The sequence below is a fragment of the Peribacillus sp. NPDC097224 genome, from assembly GCF_044761985.1.
Taxonomy (GTDB): Bacteria; Bacillota; Bacilli; order Bacillales; family DSM-1321; genus Peribacillus.
Genome location: NZ_JBIWDK010000008.1, coordinates 166007 through 185234, shown reverse-complemented (window position 1 = coordinate 185234; position 19228 = coordinate 166007). Strand labels below are relative to the sequence as shown.

The window sequence follows — 19228 nt, the reverse complement described above, 5'->3', positions numbered from 1 at the left end:
ATGCGTGTCCATCATTCAGGAGCTTTAAGCAAAGAATATTTCCATGCGTATATGAAACTTATTTTAGCAACTAGAACTTCTTCATTTGAAGAAATGCGTCAGATGATGGAAACAGATTTTTTCAAAGGTGATTTAAATCATTACGGAGCTCAAACGAGAACACACTATAAACTGGCTTTACATCAAATTGAAGAGGAAATAAATAAGTAGACTGGTGCTACTCTTTTATTTCAATCACTATATAAGTAAATTCTTATTTAAGGAGTGCTATTATCATGAAAACATTTAAAATCTTAAATCAGCAGGCCTGTTGTGAACCTTCGACAGGTTGTTGCACGCCGGAATCAACTTTACCGGTAGCCATTATCGGGGCAGGTCCTGTTGGGTTAGCTGCCGCTGCTCAACTGGCTGCACGAAAACAGCCCTTTCTCCTGTTGGAAGCAGGCCTTGAAGTAGCGGCAAGCGTTCGTTCATGGGGACATGTAAGACTATTCTCCCCTTGGCAATATAACATCGACGCCGCAGCCAAAACGCTACTCCAACAAACGGACTGGCAGGAACCAAATGGCGAAGAAATCCCAACAGGCAACGAATTAATCGACTTATATTTAAAACCTTTGGCTGAACTGGAACAAATCAAGCCGTTCATTTATACCAATCATCCTGTGATCGCCCTTACCCGCCAGAATCATGACAAGATGAAATCAAAGGCTCGTAACGATCAGCCGTTTGTCATTTATACGGAGGTAGAAGGTGAACTGAAGACATTCCAAGCCCGTGCAGTGCTAGATGCAACAGGGACTTGGGGAAATCCAAATCCTGCACAAGGAAACGGCGTCTGGCTTCCTTCTGAAAAAGCATTGGCCGAACGAATCGATTATCACATTCCGAATGTAGCCGTAAACGCTTCGCTTTATACAAATAAAAAGGTCGCTGTTATTGGTGGTGGGCATTCAGCCATTAATTCATTGCTAAACCTGGCGGAGTTGAAGAAACAATCTCCTGACACGGACATTACATGGATTTTACGCAAAGAGAACGTCGAAATGGCATATGGTGGAGAGCAAAATGATGAACTGATGGCACGTGGAGCATTGGGTTCGCGTATTCGTCAGCTTGTGGATGAAGGAAAAATTAACGTGGTCACCCCGTTCTTCATTTCCTCTTTAAAAGGAACGGATAACATTTCAATCATGGGTACACAGCGTGGCGAAGATATCGTTTTAGAAGGTTTTGACCGCCTAGTCGTCAATACAGGCAGTCGGCCGGATTATACGATAAACGGAGAGCTTCGGTTAACGATTGATCCCACAACAGAAAGTGTGACGGCACTCGCTTCTCTCATCGATCCAAATGAGCATAGCTGTGGAACCGTCGAGGCGCATGGTGAAACCACTTTACGTCAGCCAGAGCAAGGCTTTTATGTCGTAGGTGCGAAAAGCTATGGTCGGGCTCCAACCTTCTTAATGGCAACCGGCTATGAACAAGTTCGCTCGGTTGTAGCCTTTTTAGCTGGGGATGAAGAAAGTGCGAAGCGTGTTGAACTAAGCCTCCCTGAAACCGGGGTATGTAATAGTGGTGCAGGTGGTTGCTGTTAAATGTAAGGCTGCTAGTGAGAACTAGCAGTTTTTTTTTTGGTATACCAGCTTGAACGTATGCAGTTTCCAACTAAATTTTTTAAAAGGTTGATTAATAGTAAATGACTAATGGCATAAAGCAAAAAAAGTTCTATAATTGTTTTATAAATGGCACAAATCATATAATTTCTAGAAAAGGAGGTTAGATCGTGTTTCAGAAAGAAAGTGCAAAAGCGTTAGACGAACAAACAGCTATGTTACAAAGTTACATTCGTTCGCCAGAAAAACAAAAGTCGTTATACAAGCGTACATTATTTGTTGTAAGTATTTCACAAATCTTTGGTGGTGCAGGGTTAGCCGCCGGAGTAACTGTGGGGGCACTACTTGCACAGCAAATGCTCGGCACAGAAGCTTTCGCTGGACTCCCTTCAGCTATACTCACTTTAGGGTCAGCCTTAGCAGCATTACTTGTAGGGAAACTTTCTCAACGTTATGGGCGTCGTACAGGTCTGTCGGCGGGTTTTATCGTCGGTGGACTTGGAGCAATAGGCGTCATCATTGCAGCAATCATAAATAGCGCATACCTTTTATTCCCTTCCCTGCTTGTTTATGGTGCGGGAACAGCAACTAATTTACAGGCTCGTTATGCTGGTACGGACTTAGCGAATAGTAAACAGCGAGCGACTGCTATTAGTATGACAATGGTTTTTACAACATTCGGTGCCGTGGCAGGTCCGAATTTAGTCAATGTGATGGGGAATTTCGCTCTATCCATAGGTGTTCCCTCTCTTGCTGGTCCTTTTATTTTAGCAGCAGCAGCCTATATCTTAGCAGGTGTTGTCCTTTTCATCATGCTTCGTCCAGATCCACTCGTTATAGCAAGAATGATAGAAGCAACGAACCAAGAGCCTAGTGATAAAGGACATTTGGCAGCAACTGTACATACAGAAAACAAAAAGGGCATAATGGTTGGGGCAACGATTATGGTTCTTACTCAAATTGTAATGGTGGCTATTATGACAATGACACCCGTTCATATGAGACATCATGGACATAGCTTGGGTGCAGTAGGTCTTGTTATCGGTTTTCATATAGGTGCCATGTATCTCCCTTCCCTGATTACAGGTTTTCTGGTTGATAAGTTGGGGCGTACTACGATGGCTATTGCTTCAGGAACTACGTTGCTTCTGGCAGGTTTACTATCAGCATTTGCACCAGGAGATTCCATAGTTCTTCTAATAATTGCTCTTTCTTTACTTGGATTAGGATGGAATTTTGGATTGATAAGTGGGACTGCACTTATTGTTGATTCAACTAAAACTTCCACAAGGGCTAAAACACAAGGTTCAGTGGATGTTTTGATTGCGTTGTCAGGAGCTGCTGGCGGAGCATCGTCTGGAATGATTGTGGCAGGTTCAAGTTATCTAACATTATCATTGATTGGAGGAATTTTATCCTTATTACTAATTCCAGTAGTGATATGGTCTCGTGGAAGTGAAAAATAAAAACTGTTTGCTAACGGATTCTTCATTTCATTCATTTATCGGTCAGTTTGGCGGTTTTATCGGTCAAACTTGCCTATTTATCGGTCTAACTCCCCTTTTATCGGTCAAAAAAGGGAATTTATCAGTCTAATGCTCTGTCGTTGATTTAAAAAGGGACGCGCCTAGTTAATCGGCACGTCCCTTTTGGATTTAAGCTTGTTTCAATACTTTTCGATCGATCACGAAGTTCCCTATAGGAATGAAGGATGCGATGAAGATTAGGGCCATTTTGAAAAAGGACCATTTCTTTCTCAAGCCTACATATAATAGTAATAGTCCAAATGCGATGAAAAGTCCTCCGTGTATGCTGCCTAATATTCTCGTAATCTCCTCATTACCCATGATGAATTTAGTTGGTAGACCCACTCCGAGTAATAGGACATAGGAGATTCCTTCTATGATTGTGACGAACCTGAACCAGCCCATGGCTGTAGAAAACATTCGTTTATCCCCCATTCCATTTAAAAGTTTATTTCACTATCATTATAAAGCACAAATATGAACTCTATATGAACGAACCATTACATATGTGGTCTTGAAAACACATGTAAAAAACACCCAAATCCCCTGAAACAAGGGATTTGTAATCACATCGAACCTCCCCGTTTTCTCAGATTCCGTTACATGTATTAACAGTTCTTTGGTCCCTTTGCTGTGTTTTTCCTTTCCCTGCACGTAAGAATCGTTAACCAAACGAATTGTATACGTGCAGATACAACAAGGAGGACAAACATGAAGAACATTATATGCATAATCATCACGGCTTCGATATTCATGATAGGATTAGCGATGCCGACTAAAGGTGAAGCTGCCCTTGGAGATCGAACGCTATCGCAAGGTACAAGCCATAGTGATGTAAAAGAGTTACAAGAATCATTGCTGACAAAAGGGGTCTATCCCTATCATGAGGCAACCGGGTACTACGGTTCCATTACAAAAGAATCCGTAAAGGAATTTCAGAAAAAGTCGAACCTGAAAGCCGATGGAATAGCAGGATTACAAACGAATCAAAAAATACAAGTATTGCGTACCGGGGATATCGGTAAGCATGTGGCCGATTTGCAAAAATTATTGAAGGTGTGGGATGTATACACATCGACGGTTGATGGGATATTCGGCAGCGGTACAAAACAAGCTGTCTCCACCTTTCAAAAACAAAAAGGATTGACCGCCGACGGAATCGCCGGGGCAAAAACCATGAGTAAGCTTGAAACGAAAGCCAATTTAGTTAGTAACTCTTCGAAGACTTTGACGGTTTCAAGTACCGCTTACACGGCTAGCTGTGAAGGGTGCTCAGGAATTACAAGAATGGGTGTCAATCTGAAGAAATATGATGATGCAAGAGTAATTGCTGTCGATCCAAGTGTGATTCCATTAGGTTCTACAGTGGAAGTGGAAGGCTACGGAAAAGCACTCGCAGTGGATACTGGGGGAGCGATCAAAGGGAATAAGATCGATGTATTCATCCCTAAACAATCGGATGCTTTAATCTGGGGTAAAAAACAAGTCAAAGTGACGATAGTAGACTAATAATCTAGTAGTTTTATAACGACGAAAAGAGCATGGTTGTATCCATGCTCTTTTCGTCGTTTTCTACTTTTTAAGAACTAACTCGCTTTTTTCAAATCCTTGGCCGGACCCCAAATCTCGTTGGCCCATTCAGGATGGTCGATGAATGGATTACGATTGTGCTGCCATTTTTCATAAATGACATCATTGCGGTTGCTCTCAAATTCATCAACTGGATCAAGTTCATTCCACTTCAAAAGCGTTGATAACTTTCCATGAAGCGGCTTTGGATACGTATTGACCGTATCGGAAAGTTCCAAGTCAAGCTCACCGTTTCCTTCATAGCGAACGGCCATATAAAACAACATGCGGGCGACATCGCCTTTAACATTGTCAGGTGGCTCCCATGAATCCGAATCAACCTTACAATCACAGCCGCTATATGCCTGTCCTCCATTGTCGAAGTCCAGATGTCCTCGTTTACTATTCACTTGCACATCTTCCGGACGAAGGTGATGAAGATCTGTCCCCGGACCTACGCTTGTCCCAAAATTCCCATGGGATTTTGCCCATACATGCTCACGATTCCACTGACCCACATTCCCTCCATTTGAAGATTTCGAAATGGATTTTCCAGAGTACAGCAAGATGACATTCTTAGAATTCTTTGGATCTTCATCTGCATCCTTAATGCCATCCCATACTTGAGCATACGTCAACTTTGTCTGGCTTTTGATGATGGTGTGGAGCGTCGCTTTCAATTCCTTACCCGTTTTTCCGGACGCTTTCTCATAATATGCTTCGATTTGTTTATCCTCTGATACTTTCAGGCTGAAACGAGCAATCACTTCTGAAGACTTGTCCTTAGCTGTTACAGCGACAAGATAATCTCCCACTTTATCAGTAGGAAGAGTCAACGTTGAGCCAGCTATTGTACCAATCGTAGACTCAAAGGTTAGTGGATCATTATCTGGATCTTCAAAGTATTCACGTAGATTAAGAGTGACCGTCGAACCCACTTTCACATCTACATTTTCTATTTTCTTCTTTACAGTTGGAGCTTTATTTTCCTTAGAAGCGAAAGGAGAAACAATCGCTTCCCCTTTTGCATTCAAGAATTTGATGCCCGTTGTATCGACGCCGTCTTCAGCAGACCATTTCTGAACATTTTCAGCGCCTCTGATTTCTTTGATGTTCGCATTTTCGATGATGACTTCTTTGACCTTAGCGCCACCGAAATCAATAATCGCGCCTGCTTTGGTCGGCTCAAGGATCACTTTTGTATTTTTCAAACCTGAACCCTGCAGTTTGGCATAGGCACTCTTGATGAAGATGCCCTCTTGGATGGTAGAGTCTCCATCAAGATCAATCAAGACGCTCGGTGAAGCAATCGTAAGTTTCTTTGTGTTGAACTTTGATAACTGATACGTCTTTTCCGGAACGATAGGCTCTACGGTTCCTGACGCCGTTAAGTCCGTCTGAATCAATACAGGATCATGATCGCTTGCCCGTCCATGTGTTTCCATGAAAGAGGAGTTAATATGAACGATGTCCACCTTTGTGGATTCTGCCATATTGTTGGATACAAGGATATGATCGAGTACTTGGGAGTTTCCTTCAAACGAATACGTATAGCGTTTTTCAAAAGGTACTTCATCAATCATATTGGTTAATTCATTACCTTTTAATTTGGCTAATGGATTGGAAAATTCATAATCATTTAAATCTCCTAGTACCACGACATTGGCTTTCGGATTTTCACTTTTAATATCTTTAACAAAACCATTCACTACCGTTGCAATTTTATTTCTTTGCACTTCACTTGAGAATACTGGTGGTTGAGTGCTACCGAATAAGGAATGATCTCCACTTTTAGAATTAAAATGGTTAGCCACAACTACAACATTCTCACCATTAAATTCAAACTGAGCAGCTAAAGGCTTCCTACTTGAACTAAAAGCTCCATTCGTTGGATCAACCAACCCTGGATTTAAAGTTAACTTGCCCTCCTTATACTTAACAGCTTCTGTTGCTGAGCCCTTCTTTCCTTCAACTAATGTCACTCGGGAAGGATTATATAAGAAACCTGGACGAATATTCCCTCCTGGTTGACCTCCATCTTGATTGTTAATTGGAGCAACTTCTGTATACCTATACTCTGGTCCACCAAGTGCTTTGATTTTATCAATTAACACTTTTGCTGATCCCTCAGCCGTTGTAACACCGTTATCCGTTGCACCATTATCATCTTGTACTTCGACTAAACCGATGATATCTGGCGTTTTCATATTTTTAATAATGGAATTCACTATTCTTTCTACCTTTTCTGTACCCGTAGCCATTGAAAAGTTTTCAATATTATAAGAGGCTATCGATAATTTACTATCGTCTTCTGGTAACAAAGTGGTTTCTTGAACCGTTTTTCCAGCTATTAATTCTGGTAACTTACTTTTATCCGTTAACAGTTTATAATTGCTACTTGCATAGCCCATTACACCTGTTATAGAACCCTCAAAATAATCGCCTGCTTTTGCTTGTAAACTAGAATTCACATCAATGTGAATCCTTTCTGGATTTCCATCTGTTGCCGTTAATTTTACTCCACCTGCATTCGTATTGCTTTCTAGTTGTTTAGGGATGACTACAAGTTTACCAGAGTATTGTGGAGATACTACTTTTGGATTTTGAATTTCTACAAACATGCCTTCTATACTTTCGTAAAAGTCGATTCCATCTTTGTCAGGATTAAATTGGGCAAAACTATCGCTATCGATTGTTTCAGTAGGTGGAATGCGATCTTTTCCGATTACTATCGGTGCCGGCAGTTCGTTACCCGTTGAAAGTGGAGTAATGGAGGAAGCTGCGATTTCAGTTACAGGTAAGTCCGTCCCTTGCGCATTACCTACATAATATTCTTTCACTTGACCGTTTACTTTTACAACGTCACCTATCTTTACGTTATGTCCTGACTTATAAACGAGTATTCCTTCAGATGTTTTGATATTATTATCTGGTTTTTGATCTTGAATATAAAACTCTGAAGTTCCTGAAACATACGTAACAATCCCTTCAATATCATTAACATTCGAGCCATCATACGGAGAGGAATGTCCTTCACCTTGAATATCATGAATTCTCACTTCTCCATCTTGAATCGTATAAGAGAATGTAGATACCTCGCTATCCGTCAAGCCTTCCTTAAGTGCTTTCGCCTTTATCACCATATTTTTTTGAATTTCAATCGGTTGGGTGAAAATATCACTAGTACTCGTCGGTTCGCTTTCATCTGTGGTGTAGTGAATCGTTGCCCCTTCCGTTCCTGTAGATAAAGTAACCTTTTCCCCTGCCTTAATAAACCCTGCTGCAGGGTCGGCTGTAACAGATTGGACTTTGTTTACATCTTCTACAATGTCATCCGCACTTCTTGGAAGTAATTGATATGTGCTTCCGAAAGCCCCCAATACCCCTGATACGAAATCATACCTTTTCCCAACGGAAAGCAGTGTTGGATTTGTTGTACGAATGATGAAAGTCGTTCCATCTTCATCTTTAGCCGTATAATTTGAACTGCTAAGGGATACAATGGTGACTCCTTTTAACTTAAGCAATGAAGCTTCTTTTTCCTCTTTTAAATCTGCTGCTTTTATTAACTCGGCTTCTGGAACAGCCACATTTTCTTTTATTACTTTTATATCACCTTTCGTAACAGCCAGTTCCAACAAACCTGAATACTCGGTTAATTTTCCTGTTACGTCTACTTCATCCCCTTCTTTCAGCCCTAGACTTGGACCATAAAGGACTATTCCTGCTGTTTCATCCTGGATATAGACGGTATCATTTGAGCCTCCAAATACAGCGGTAACAATACCCTTTGTTGATGCTAAAGATCCTTGTTTCATTTCTCGAACTTCTTTAACCGTTCCTTTTACTGGTGTATCTTCGCTCGGTTCATCATCAAGGATTTCAATTAATGTTGGAGTTTTCAATCCTGGCACACTAAAATACTTTATAAGTGAGCCAGATATTCGAACCTTTTTCCCTAGATAACTAGGGTTTGATTTCAAGCCAAAGATTGGTCTGTAGCCAGATGCAGCTGATAATTCCACCGGCATGATTTTGCTTTTATCAGTTTCTGAAGGAGAATCTGCAATCGCTATATTGGTATCTGTAATTGATCCTTCTTTAATTGCACCTTTATCTGTGTAAAAACCAACAATATAGCCTTCAACAGTAGCCTTACTACCTGAACTGTTATCGGCAATTGCATCCGCAACTGTTAAAATCATTTCCGCTTGCGCTTCCTTACTATATGAAACAGGAACTAGAAAACTCAAGATTAACATTAAGACTAAAGAAACTTTAAATAAGGATTTCAAACGTTTAGTCATTCAGCACTCTCCTAACAATTTTTTAAGAATCTGTGAAAGTTTTTTAATAGCGGATATTATCATACTGATAATATCCGCTTTCTACTTAAAAAATAGTTTCTCCCTTTACATCAATATCGGTGAAGGTGAAATTAGTTCCGACTAAACTTGAAACATCCAAATTCCCTTCCACTGTCACACCTGAAATTGTAAAGGTCTCTGAAGGAGTTCCTGTTAAGGTTAAATCACCTTTGACTACTATATTTTTCAAAGACGAGAGGTTTGTGATATCCAATTTGGTATCGCCCTCGTATGTTTTAGTTGGATCTTCCGGTGTGCCTGGATCAGGATCTGTGGGTGTGCCTGGTTCCGGATTTGGTGTAATCCCAGAAACATCCTTAATCCGTCCCTCGATGGTTGGGTTGACCGTTTTTAACTGGCTTACATAATCCGCAAGGTTCTCCCAATCAGGAAGGCCGATGTCCGTTACCCTTCCTTCTTCATACGCTTTTGCGAAGACAGTAAATCCGTCTCCTCCCTTGGCTGTAAAGGCATTGGTGGCTACTGTGTATTGCTTGGTTTTGTCCAATTCGCTATACGTTCCATCTTGGCCCCTCACTTCAACCTTTTGAACACGTTTACCCGCTTCCTTTGTGCTGTCATATGTGAATTTCATGCCGGCTACATGTAGGAAACCGCCACTCTCTCTCGGTGCTTGGCTCACGCTATGTTCCAAGGCTTGCGTTATTTCCGCACCAGTTAGCTTCATAGTCGCCAATGTATTCCCAAACGGTAACACGGTCAGGATATCCCCTAATGTGATGTCACCTTGATCGATTCCAGCACGGATGCCCCCACCATTTTGGAAGGCGATGACCGTATCTTTATTAAATTCTTTTGCTTTCGTCAGCATGGCATCTGTAATCAGATTCCCTAATTCCGTTTCATTTTTACGGACACTTGGTTTCGTAACGTCACCTGAATCACGCGGACTTGGCATAGCCTTCACTGCGGTTGCGCCCGTTTTGCTTTCTTTTACTTCCTGGATCTTCTTGGAGTAGGTTTCCAACTTCTTGGCAGCTTCCGCATCATCCTGTTTGTCGGCAACCTTGATTAACTGCCCTGCTTGGCCTATGATTTTCCCTTTATGGTCAAATTCCACATCAAGCGTTCCTAAGTAATCACTATATTGGTAGGCTTGAACAATCACAGTAGGATCTTTCGCTTGTCCTTTATCATCCTTACTTATCACGACTGGAGCATCTAACTGCGTATGGCTATGTCCACCCACGATTACATCAATCCCTTTAACTTTAGCGGCCAATGTTAAATCATTGTCATATTCAGCATTGTCGTCATAACCAAGATGAGAAATGGCGACGATTTTATTCACGCCCATGCCTTCGAAAGCTTTTACGGCTTTGTTTGCTTCTTCCAGGTAGTTCTCGAATGCGACACTTCCAGGGCTGGAAATATCTTTCGTTTCTGCTGTCGTAAGTCCAAAGAACCCGACCTTTTCACCATCGATATCCTTCACGATGCCATTGTAGATTTTCCCCTTCTCGGGTTCACTTGAATATAGATCCGAGAAAAGACCTTTGAACCTATCGTCTTTGGAAAAATCAACGTTCGAACTGACGAATGGAAACTGTGCTCCTTTAATAAAGTCCGCTAATGCCTTGTGTCCTTCATCACTCGATCCTAAATCGAACTCATGGTTTCCGAATGTCATGACGTCATATTTCATTAAGTTCATGAATTGAAGATCGGCCTGACCTTTGAATTCGTTGAAATACAAGGTTCCAGAGAATACGTCACCCGCATCGATCAAAAGCGCTTTCGGCTTACTTTCCCTTACTTCCTTAACGGCAGTCACCCGCTTGGCCACGTTCTCCAAATGAGCATGCGTGTCATTTGTGTGCATTAAAGAAAGGGTGAATTGAAGCCCTGCTTCAGCATTTCCAACCAACTTATCCGCTGCTGCAATCCTTGCTTGGAAAGCCTTTGTATCTGCTTTGTTGATTCCTTTTAGATTAATGGCTGCTTTCGCTTTTTTAGCCGCTTCGATCTGAGCTCTCGTCTTAAGCTCTCCGTTTGCTAGTTTTTCATAAGCACGTACTTTCTTATCAACTGCTTCTTTCTTTTCGGCATAGACTGCCGCTTCGTATTTTCCGGTAACTTTCTTAGCATAGGCATGGATGGCCTTACCAAGCTTTGATGTTTTGCTAACCTTTTTCAACTGTCCAGAAACGGCGTCCATACGTTTGGCAGCCGTTTTCAAGTCCCCTTTTGCGATCCAATACTCGGCCTTATCATAGTAGTAAGGCACTTTAAGATCCCCATTTAAGGATTTTTTCGTTCCCTTGGTGAACTTGTCATATAGAAGGGCTTCAATCTTGGCCCCGTACACGGTATCTTTAATGTCCTTTTCTGTCTTTTTCACAGCGGAATCCAGTGCGTTATATTTTTTCTTAACCTCCGTCGGTTTTTGGGCGATGACGGAATTCTTCAGAGATGTAAGTGCTTTATTATGGGCTACTTTTGCTTTTTCTGCCTTTTGATAGCCTTTAACATAACCCTCTGCCCGTGTTATGTATTTATCATAGGCTTTGATTTCTTTTAGTTTTTCGTCTTTTTGTTTTTTAGGTAACGTTGATTTTTTTATGGAAGTGGTTATGTCTTTTTTAGCCTGTTTGGCAGCTTTGGTTTGTTTCTTGATGGTGGATATAGAAGCGAGTTTAGAAGAGTAAAAGTATGTGTCGAACGGCTTTTTGATGGTGGCCTTGGCTGTTTTGATTTTACTGTTTAAGCTAGTTGTTGCAGCATCCGTTTGCACAGGTGCCACTGCGACGATTGTCGATGCGGCCAGTACGGTAGCTGACGCAAATTGAATCATTTTCTTTTTCTCCATTAAAGTAAAGCCTCCCTTTTTTCTATACTGACATAATATCATTGACATACCACCCAATAAATTACCTCAGCTCTAACTATCTTAATATTCACACAAATCGACCTATGTCTTTTCCCCTATCGATATGTGTACAACCTATAATACAACAAAATAATCTAAATTAAAAACAGATAATTGATTATTTTACAAAAAATTCATAAAATTCATAATAGATTCATTTTCCATCTAATTCCAAATACCTATTCAAAATTAAATGGAGTGATTTTATAGTACAATAGTAATACACTTGAACTAAATCCATGCTTTCTTTGAATTCACGGTATAGCTACTATCTCTTTGGGGAGTTAGCCCTTCTTTATGCATCAGGTATCTATATTAAGTTCGAGTCTCTTCCATTTTTTCCACCGGTGTACACAGGAATTGCCTCGAGCTTCCTTCAGATTCCATGTCATCGTGAACACCCTCGCTTTCGGCTAATAGTTCACCTATCTAGGGCACCCCTAACGTAAATGAACATGTCTGGCACACAAAAAAAGCAATCCTTCTTCATGAAGAATCACCCATTGATCTTATAAAGTCCTTCAATAATTTGCCAGTTAGCGAGGACCAGAACAATGACGATGGCATTTTTTATGGCATTTACAATTGTCCGATTATACTTCAATTCCTTCTCTTTATTTTCTCTTTTATAGATTCGTAAGTTGATGTTATCAGGAAACTTTTCAACTAGACTAAACACACCATATGCTGCTAGTCCTATTAATGGTAGCCCTAATATGCTTTTCTTGTCTCCCCATTGGGAAACCAAACCAGATGAATCGAATTTCATGGGGATGCTATCCGGCAAGGCAGACCACTTGAACCATATGTAGACAAAAATGATGATAAGTAGAATCATGGAAGCAAGATCTAAAGAACGCTCGATTGCAGTTTTCTTATTCGTAACCATAATTAATCCACCTTTACCTTTAGCATTGCCAATTCCTTTGCCAGGATGGAAGGACGGAATTTCTTTTGATGAAAGAACTCCCTTAACTCTTCCGAAGTCTGATAGGAAAGCCTGATATGGTAGTAATTGATATGTTCAATGATGGCGAAAGCATAAAGAAAAGTGAACCAATAATGACCAACCGAAAAGGTAATGATTTGGTAGAGCAAAACGAGTGCTCCTATCAAGATTAGTACGAAATTGATCTTTTTAAACAACAGAAACATGCGTAGTTGAGCAGAAGGCAGCCCGATGTACTTCTTTTGCTTCGCTTGTGTCCATTTCAAAAACCAATAGAGGCTCCCTTGAAACAAGATGAACTCCAGCACAACAAAAGCATAGATAGGGGGAAATGAAATCAAGTAAGGATCCGCCCATTTCTGTTGCTGAATGAATAATAACCACAAGACGGCGAAAAGGACCGTTGCCGTCAACTCTCCCGTCCATAGACTAAATAACTTCCGGATTGCTTTTTTTTGCATGGAACTCCCCTTTCCCTCCATTTGCATGGTAGACCTTGAAAAAACATGGCAGTGAAATTTTGAGAGGGTGTATATCTATATCATCATTAAACCATCAGAATAGTATAATATTACTATTTTTCACCTCGGAGAACTATAAGAATTCTCCATATTTTCAGGTTCCATTGAGACATCTAGTTGTCTATGCACCTTTAACCGTATTATATGAACAAAGAAAATATCCTTTGTTAGCTTTAAAGGCAGCTAACAAAGGATGAAGTCCTTTAAATTAAACCAAATCTTCTTTCTCGATCGTTCGAATCGAAAAGTAAGCAATGGCCACCCCGACGGCCGCGAGCCCTAATTGAAGAGGAATGAAAGTAACCAATGAGAATGATGGGTAGGAGGAACAAGCAATCATCACCACTATAATAGAGGAACAGATTGTGGCTGGAACAGAATGCTTTCGCATCCCAAAATACAATGGAATTAAGCTTATTCCCGCTGTAGCGATCGAATATGGGACCATTTTTATGACTTCTCCCACATACTGTTGCATTGTGATTTGAAAGGGTACAAGAGGAATATAATGATGGATGATAGAAAATGAACCCACAACGATGATGTTAGACAATAACATCGTGATGAATGTCAGAGCCCCTATAATTAGCAGTTTGCTAGCAATGATTTTCTTTCGATTGATTGGATAGGAGAACAGAATCAGGATCGTTTTGTTTGAATATTCTTCAATGATCATTTTCGCAATCAATACTGCGGCGAATATGATAAATGTAGCTCTTACAATTGCCCCGATTAGTATAAAGGCTTCTTGATGCGAAGCAACGAATAATTCTCCTTCCACTTGTGCTGTATACATGGCGAAACTAAGTAAGGCGATTATCAGGACGTTTGCCATAACCGCTCCTTTTACGTACCAGCCAAGTTTCATCTTCATACGTTCTAACTTCATTAAATTAAGCATGTGTTTCCACTCCTTCCATTAGATTAAGAAAGTATTCTTCCAAAGAGCTATTTTTCTTGTTGATGCTTTCAATCTCAATATCGTTCATAATGAGTGCCTTTGATATTTCTTGCTGCTTTGCGTTCCTTTCATAAATGCGAATCATCTGTTCACTCATGATTTTGAAATTTTTTATCCCGATATGATTCTCTACTATATAAGCTGCCTTTTTAATGTCTTGAACCGTCACCTCAATATAATCCGTTTGTTCCATAACGATACTCTTCATTGACACTTCCTTTATTAGCTGCCCATTGCGAATGACCCCAATGGTATCTGCCATTTGTTCCATTTCAGCTAAAATATGACTAGAAACCAATAAAGTAATGCCATATTCTTTACACAGCATGTTGAATAGCTCGCGTAACTCTTTAATGCCAATGGGATCTAAGCCATTAATGGGTTCATCTAAAATCAACAGCTCCGGTTTGGTCGTGATCGCTCTGGCAATTCCTAACCTTTGTTTCATTCCAAGAGAAAAGTCTTTTACTTTTTTGTCATCGATATTGTGCAATTTCACGAGGTCTAACGCCTGGTCAATGGACTTCTTGTCATAATGGCCCATGTATTCACAATGCAAATATAGATTCTCCTTGGCCGTTAGTTTTTCATAGAAAATAGGATATTCAACAATCGAACCCATTCGTTTTAGTACCTCATAGGATGTGTTCGTTAATTTCTCCCCAAAGATTTCAATATCACCGCTTGTAGGCTTGATTAGATTTGTAATCATTTTCAAGACCGTTGTTTTACCAGCACCGTTGGGTCCTAAAAAACCGTAGACCTCACCTTTCTTTACATGCATATTGACCCCTGCAACAACCTCTTTCCCTTCATATACCTTTGTCAGTTGATTTGTCTTTACTATATAGGACATTTTATTATCTCCTTTCGCTGCTTACTTACATTTTACGAAACGGACTTCTCTTTTTTCTTACTCAATTCTTACAAATTCCTTAAGTTAAAGAGAAAAAGCGGATGGAAATCAATTTTGTAAATAAATCTGCCTTAACAAAAAGGTTTCGTAAGTCGGGCACAAAAAAGCTTGTAGAATTCCTCTTTCTACAAGCTAAAATGTCATTCGTTTTAATATGATCGTAAATACCGTTTTTTCAAATGGCACACTGGAAAGATGGATTTCCCCACCTAATGCTTCCACAAGCCTTTTCGTGATGGTCAGGCCAAGTCCGCTCCCTTGATAAAGGTGGTTTCTTGAATCCTCCAATGTATACATACGCTCAAAGACCTTGTCGATATGAGAATGGGAAATTCCCTTTCCTTTATCCCAGATATCAATGCATACCACCTGTTCATCCCCTCTTAAAGTCATACCCAGCGTTTTTCCGTCCTCCCCATACGTTATCGCATTCGAGATTAAATTATTTAACACCCTGCTTAATACATCTACATTACCAAGAGCATAAAGATTTTCTTTTGGTATATCGATCTGAACGGAAAAGCCTTTCGACGTGAGTAAGTCATAGAACGATAATATATTGTTCTGACAGACTTCATTCATATTGATTCTTGTTAGCTCGATTTCTTGATCGCCGGACTCTAGTTTCGCCAAATCAAAGAACTTATGAATGAGCTCCGTCACTTCGAGCGTTTTCACATGCAGCTTTTTCAGTAAGGCCTGCCGCTCATCCTCCTCCATCGTAGGTTCGGTATGCAAAATTTCTACATATCCCAGGACAACCGTCAGTGGCGTTTTTAAATCATGCGATACATTAGAGAGCATCTTGCGCATGGACATCTCTACCTTGGCATGCTCGGCATTTTTGATTTGATTCGCTACTAATATATGATTAATGGCAACTAATAACTTTTGTAATTCTTTATCATCTGTTACTACTAATAGTTTTTCACCTGTTTGTTTTTCTAAAATAGCCTCTAGCTTCGTATATATGTATCGTAGGTTTTTATCTCTATTTTTCTGAACGCGATATTGAAAGAAAATAATACCCAATAATAGGATAATGATCATCAGTAAAAAAAGCACCATTTACATCACTTCCAGCTTATAACCGATTCCCCATAATGTTTTAATGAATTTTGGGTTTGATGGATCATCCTCGATCTTCTCTCGCAGCCTTCTCATATGAACATTAATAACATTTTCATCGCCAAAATATTCTTCATTCCAAAGTAGATTATAAATTTGGGATTTGGTGAAAACGCGATTGCCATTCTTCGCAAAAAGCTTCAATAATTCGAATTCTTTAGAGGTTAGTTTAATGACTTCATCGTTCTTCCAAACAGTAAAATTAATCGTATCTATTTTCAAATCTCCAATTTGTATAATTTCATCCTGCGTTTTTTGTGGGGCAGAATAAGTAGTCGAACGCCTAATTCCAGCCTTCACCCGTGCGGACAATTCAATCATGGAAAATGGCTTACAAATATAATCATCCGCCCCGAGTCCTAACCCAATTGCCTTATCCACATCTGTATCCTTAGCAGACATCATTAAAATAGGGATTGCACTTCTTTCACGGATCCATTTCATCACTTCTAACCCATCTATCTTTGGCATCATAATATCAAGAATGATGAACACGAACGAATCTTGCATAAATTTTTTTATAGCTTCTTCTCCATCACAAGCTGTCACCACAATAAAACCCTCTTTTATTAAATAGCTTTCTACCATTTCCTGAATGGATGCATCATCTTCCACTAACAAAATTTTATCTTGGATAGGATTCCCCTCCTACATTTTACATATATTAACATACTCGATTATACCCTAAAATTCATTGCTCCTCAGCTATTAAATAATGAACCCTGAGCCTTACTTATAATATGGAAGAATCTTGTCGAAAAATTGATATAATGGCAAATTCCGAAGATAAAACCGCTCTTTCCGAAGATAAATGGGACGATTTCGAAGATAAATATGCCTTTTCGTAGATAAATGGTGAAATAGAAAACCACATGATGTAGCTTCATGTGGTTTTCTTGTTTTATTTATATTTAGGAATATCCATCTTTAGATTATAGGAATCTAGCAAGCTATATAAATTATAAATCTGTTTTACTTGCTTTACGGCCCAGCCGATATCTGTTGCATACTGATGGGTGGCATATCCATAAGTGCTTGCCCCAGCGGGATTCCATCTCATTTTGTATAAGGTATCTTGCCCTGTGGAAATATACCCTTTGGCGATGAATTCTGCACCGCCGATGATGGCCGCCTCCGGAGTGAACCAGCCTGCATTATAGGCATATTGCGCGCCGCTGCTTACTGCCGTTCCATCATACGCTCCGATTCCGTACATATTATAGACTGTCTTTCCATTCACCATAACGCCTGTTGCTAATGGTGAAGTCCCTTTGCCCGTTTCCAATAATGCGTGTGAAATAAGATAAATATCATTGACTCCATATTTATCCCCTGCCGTCATGAAGGTGGCTGCTTGTCCTTCTAAGATTCCTTTGCCGGATAGGATTCTACTATTCACTTCGGCAGCGTTCAGGTTCGCACTTTGAGAGAGTTTGACAAATTGAAACGAGTTAACTGGGTCATTCTCGAAATTATCTGGATTCAGATGATATTTCACATCTTCTGGACTCGCATTGACCCAGGTTTTATTGATATCGACTTCATACCAGTAATAACCGTCAGAGCCTTTCACCTTCGATTTGATTGTAAGAGACTGATTATTGCTGACCGAACCGACTACCCAGTTATCCGGACCAGCTCCTCCCCGTACTCGCCAGCCCGATCCATTGACCGTACCTTTCGTGGAAGAGGTTAAAATAATACCGTCTTCACGTATGTAGGTTTGGTAGCTTTTATCCGTTTGGGCATTGACGGCCATCTGCAAATCTACCATCTTGTCGATCGTCAGGCCATATTCTGTATAATTCTTAATGACCGTTCCAGGAGCATTGCCTGGAGTTTCTGCAGCTGTGTTAACTAAATACTGTGAGCTCACATATCCCGTTTTCCCATTTGCTGAAACCTTTGCCCAACCATCAGATTCAGAATACACCGTTACCGCCGTATTATTGGCAAGCATTGCCACGATAGAGGCAGACGTCGAGGCTACGGATCGCATGTTCAAATTAGATCCATCGTTCACCTTCACGAATTTAATGAGCGTGTTTTCTTCAATAGGAGGGGTAGGTTCCGGCTTTTCATCTTTCGAATTTGGCTTGGTCGTTGAAAGATATTGCGAGCTTACATAACCTTCTCCACCATATACTTCAATATTTGACCAGCCATTCGATTCAGAAAGAACGGTAACCTCTACACCCTTCGCCAATTTCACAATGATGGAGGCGGTTTCTGTCGGTTTATTCCGTACATTGAGTGTACCTGAGCTTACATTCACATATTTTATCTCTTTGACAGTTGGTTCAACTACAGGCGTTGAGCTTGGCTTTGTTGTGAAAAGGTAAGTTGTATTCACATAACCTTCCTTATTGTTCGCCTTGATTTTTGCCCAGCCATTGGACTCCGAGTACACCGTTACCTTCGTCCCTTTCGTTAGCTCGGTGACGATTGCCGCGCTTGCGGAACCACTTTTCCTCATATTCAGCGTACCTGAACTTACATTCACGTATTTTGTCGTCGTCTTAACCGGAGTGGAAGCTGGTTTTGCCGTGACGGGCTTCTTTGTGGAAAGGTAGGTTGTATTCACATAGCCTTCCTTATTATTCGCTTTGATCTTTGCCCAGCCTTTTGACTCTGAATACACCGTTACTTTAGTGCCTTTGGTTAATTCAGTGACTATTTTCGCGCTCGCCGAACCACTTTTCCTCATATTCAGCGTACCTGAACTTACATTCACGTATTTTGTCGTCGTCTTAACCGGAGTGGAAGCTGGTTTTGCCGTGACTGG

At 40.5% G+C, this 19228-nt stretch carries 14 protein-coding genes; 4 read left to right on the top strand and 10 right to left on the bottom strand.

Translation table 11 applies throughout. From position 1 onward, the window contains the following. The 3 genes from ACIQXR_RS16310 to ACIQXR_RS16300 all read left to right on the top strand — a co-directional run bounded on the left by ACIQXR_RS16310 (position 1) and on the right by ACIQXR_RS16300 (position 3082). Complete coding sequence (locus ACIQXR_RS16310) at positions 1 to 210, top strand: hypothetical protein (protein ID WP_403080431.1); 210 nt, start codon at positions 1 to 3, stop codon at positions 208 to 210. 65 nt (positions 211 to 275) lie between these two features. Continuing rightward, complete coding sequence (locus ACIQXR_RS16305; RefSeq protein WP_403080430.1) at positions 276 to 1598, top strand: FAD-dependent oxidoreductase; 1323 nt, start codon at positions 276 to 278, stop codon at positions 1596 to 1598. 233 nt (positions 1599 to 1831) lie between these two features. After that, positions 1832 to 3082 carry an MFS transporter gene (locus ACIQXR_RS16300; RefSeq protein ID WP_403080479.1) on the top strand — a complete coding sequence of 417 codons (1251 nt, stop codon included), beginning with the start codon at positions 1832 to 1834 and terminating at the stop codon, positions 3080 to 3082. Positions 3083 to 3271: 189 nt separating this feature from the next. Here ACIQXR_RS16300 and ACIQXR_RS16295 read toward each other — a convergent pair whose 3' ends face one another. Continuing rightward, positions 3272 to 3562: a DUF3817 domain-containing protein gene (locus tag ACIQXR_RS16295; protein WP_403080428.1), complete on the bottom strand. Its 291-nt coding sequence runs from the start codon at positions 3560 to 3562 to the stop codon at positions 3272 to 3274. 291 nt (positions 3563 to 3853) lie between these two features. Between ACIQXR_RS16295 and ACIQXR_RS16290 the strand changes: the two genes are divergently transcribed. Then, positions 3854 to 4651: a peptidoglycan-binding protein gene (locus ACIQXR_RS16290; RefSeq protein WP_403080427.1), complete on the top strand. Its 798-nt coding sequence runs from the start codon at positions 3854 to 3856 to the stop codon at positions 4649 to 4651. Between the two features lie 77 nt (positions 4652 to 4728). Here ACIQXR_RS16290 and ACIQXR_RS16285 read toward each other — a convergent pair whose 3' ends face one another. The 9 genes from ACIQXR_RS16285 to ACIQXR_RS16245 all read right to left on the bottom strand — a co-directional run. Then, entirely contained in the window at positions 4729 to 9018 is a 4290-nt protein-coding gene (locus ACIQXR_RS16285) for an endonuclease (RefSeq protein ID WP_403080424.1), read from the bottom strand. A gap of 85 nt (positions 9019 to 9103) precedes the next feature. Continuing rightward, complete coding sequence (locus tag ACIQXR_RS16280) at positions 9104 to 11908, bottom strand: bifunctional metallophosphatase/5'-nucleotidase (protein WP_403080422.1); 2805 nt, start codon at positions 11906 to 11908, stop codon at positions 9104 to 9106. Between the two features lie 556 nt (positions 11909 to 12464). Continuing rightward, positions 12465 to 12857, bottom strand: coding sequence for a DUF1648 domain-containing protein (locus tag ACIQXR_RS16275; RefSeq protein ID WP_403080421.1), 393 nt, complete (start codon positions 12855 to 12857; stop codon positions 12465 to 12467). Between the two features lie 2 nt (positions 12858 to 12859). Next, the gene (locus ACIQXR_RS16270; RefSeq protein WP_403080419.1) at positions 12860 to 13378 is read right to left on the bottom strand and encodes a hypothetical protein; all 519 of its coding nucleotides are present in this window, start codon (positions 13376 to 13378) and stop codon (positions 12860 to 12862) included. 268 nt (positions 13379 to 13646) lie between these two features. Continuing rightward, on the bottom strand, positions 13647 to 14339 hold the full coding sequence (locus ACIQXR_RS16265) for an ABC transporter permease (protein ID WP_403080418.1): 693 nt from the start codon (positions 14337 to 14339) through the stop codon (positions 13647 to 13649). Continuing rightward, complete coding sequence (locus ACIQXR_RS16260) at positions 14332 to 15255, bottom strand: ABC transporter ATP-binding protein (RefSeq protein ID WP_403080417.1); 924 nt, start codon at positions 15253 to 15255, stop codon at positions 14332 to 14334. The genes ACIQXR_RS16265 and ACIQXR_RS16260 overlap by 8 nt, the downstream gene beginning before the upstream one ends. A 192-nt stretch (positions 15256 to 15447) precedes the next feature. Next, complete coding sequence (locus tag ACIQXR_RS16255) at positions 15448 to 16383, bottom strand: sensor histidine kinase (protein ID WP_403080416.1); 936 nt, start codon at positions 16381 to 16383, stop codon at positions 15448 to 15450. Continuing rightward, positions 16384 to 17079 carry a response regulator transcription factor gene (locus ACIQXR_RS16250; RefSeq protein WP_403080476.1) on the bottom strand — a complete coding sequence of 232 codons (696 nt, stop codon included), beginning with the start codon at positions 17077 to 17079 and terminating at the stop codon, positions 16384 to 16386. 265 nt (positions 17080 to 17344) lie between these two features. After that, the coding region (locus tag ACIQXR_RS16245) for an SH3 domain-containing protein (RefSeq protein WP_403080415.1) at positions 17345 to 19228 on the bottom strand (1884 nt) is incomplete at its 5' end.

Bases quoted from the DNA above. Each gene is read 5' to 3' on its own strand.
- ACIQXR_RS16310 (WP_403080431.1), top strand. From the start codon at position 1: ATGCGTGTCCATCATTCAGGAGCTTTAAGCAAAGAATATTTCCATGCG.
- ACIQXR_RS16275 (WP_403080421.1), bottom strand. From the start codon at position 12,857: ATGGTTACGAATAAGAAAACTGCAATCGAGCGTTCTTTAGATCTTGCT.
- ACIQXR_RS16270 (WP_403080419.1), bottom strand. From the start codon at position 13,378: ATGCAAAAAAAAGCAATCCGGAAGTTATTTAGTCTATGGACGGGAGAG.
- ACIQXR_RS16260 (WP_403080417.1), bottom strand. From the start codon at position 15,255: ATGTCCTATATAGTAAAGACAAATCAACTGACAAAGGTATATGAAGGG.
- ACIQXR_RS16265 (WP_403080418.1), bottom strand. From the start codon at position 14,339: ATGCTTAATTTAATGAAGTTAGAACGTATGAAGATGAAACTTGGCTGG.
- ACIQXR_RS16280 (WP_403080422.1), bottom strand. From the start codon at position 11,908: ATGGAGAAAAAGAAAATGATTCAATTTGCGTCAGCTACCGTACTGGCC.
- ACIQXR_RS16300 (WP_403080479.1), top strand. From the start codon at position 1,832: ATGTTACAAAGTTACATTCGTTCGCCAGAAAAACAAAAGTCGTTATAC.
- ACIQXR_RS16295 (WP_403080428.1), bottom strand. From the start codon at position 3,562: ATGTTTTCTACAGCCATGGGCTGGTTCAGGTTCGTCACAATCATAGAA.
- ACIQXR_RS16285 (WP_403080424.1), bottom strand. From the start codon at position 9,018: ATGACTAAACGTTTGAAATCCTTATTTAAAGTTTCTTTAGTCTTAATG.
- ACIQXR_RS16305 (WP_403080430.1), top strand. From the start codon at position 276: ATGAAAACATTTAAAATCTTAAATCAGCAGGCCTGTTGTGAACCTTCG.
- ACIQXR_RS16290 (WP_403080427.1), top strand. From the start codon at position 3,854: ATGAAGAACATTATATGCATAATCATCACGGCTTCGATATTCATGATA.
- ACIQXR_RS16255 (WP_403080416.1), bottom strand. From the start codon at position 16,383: ATGGTGCTTTTTTTACTGATGATCATTATCCTATTATTGGGTATTATT.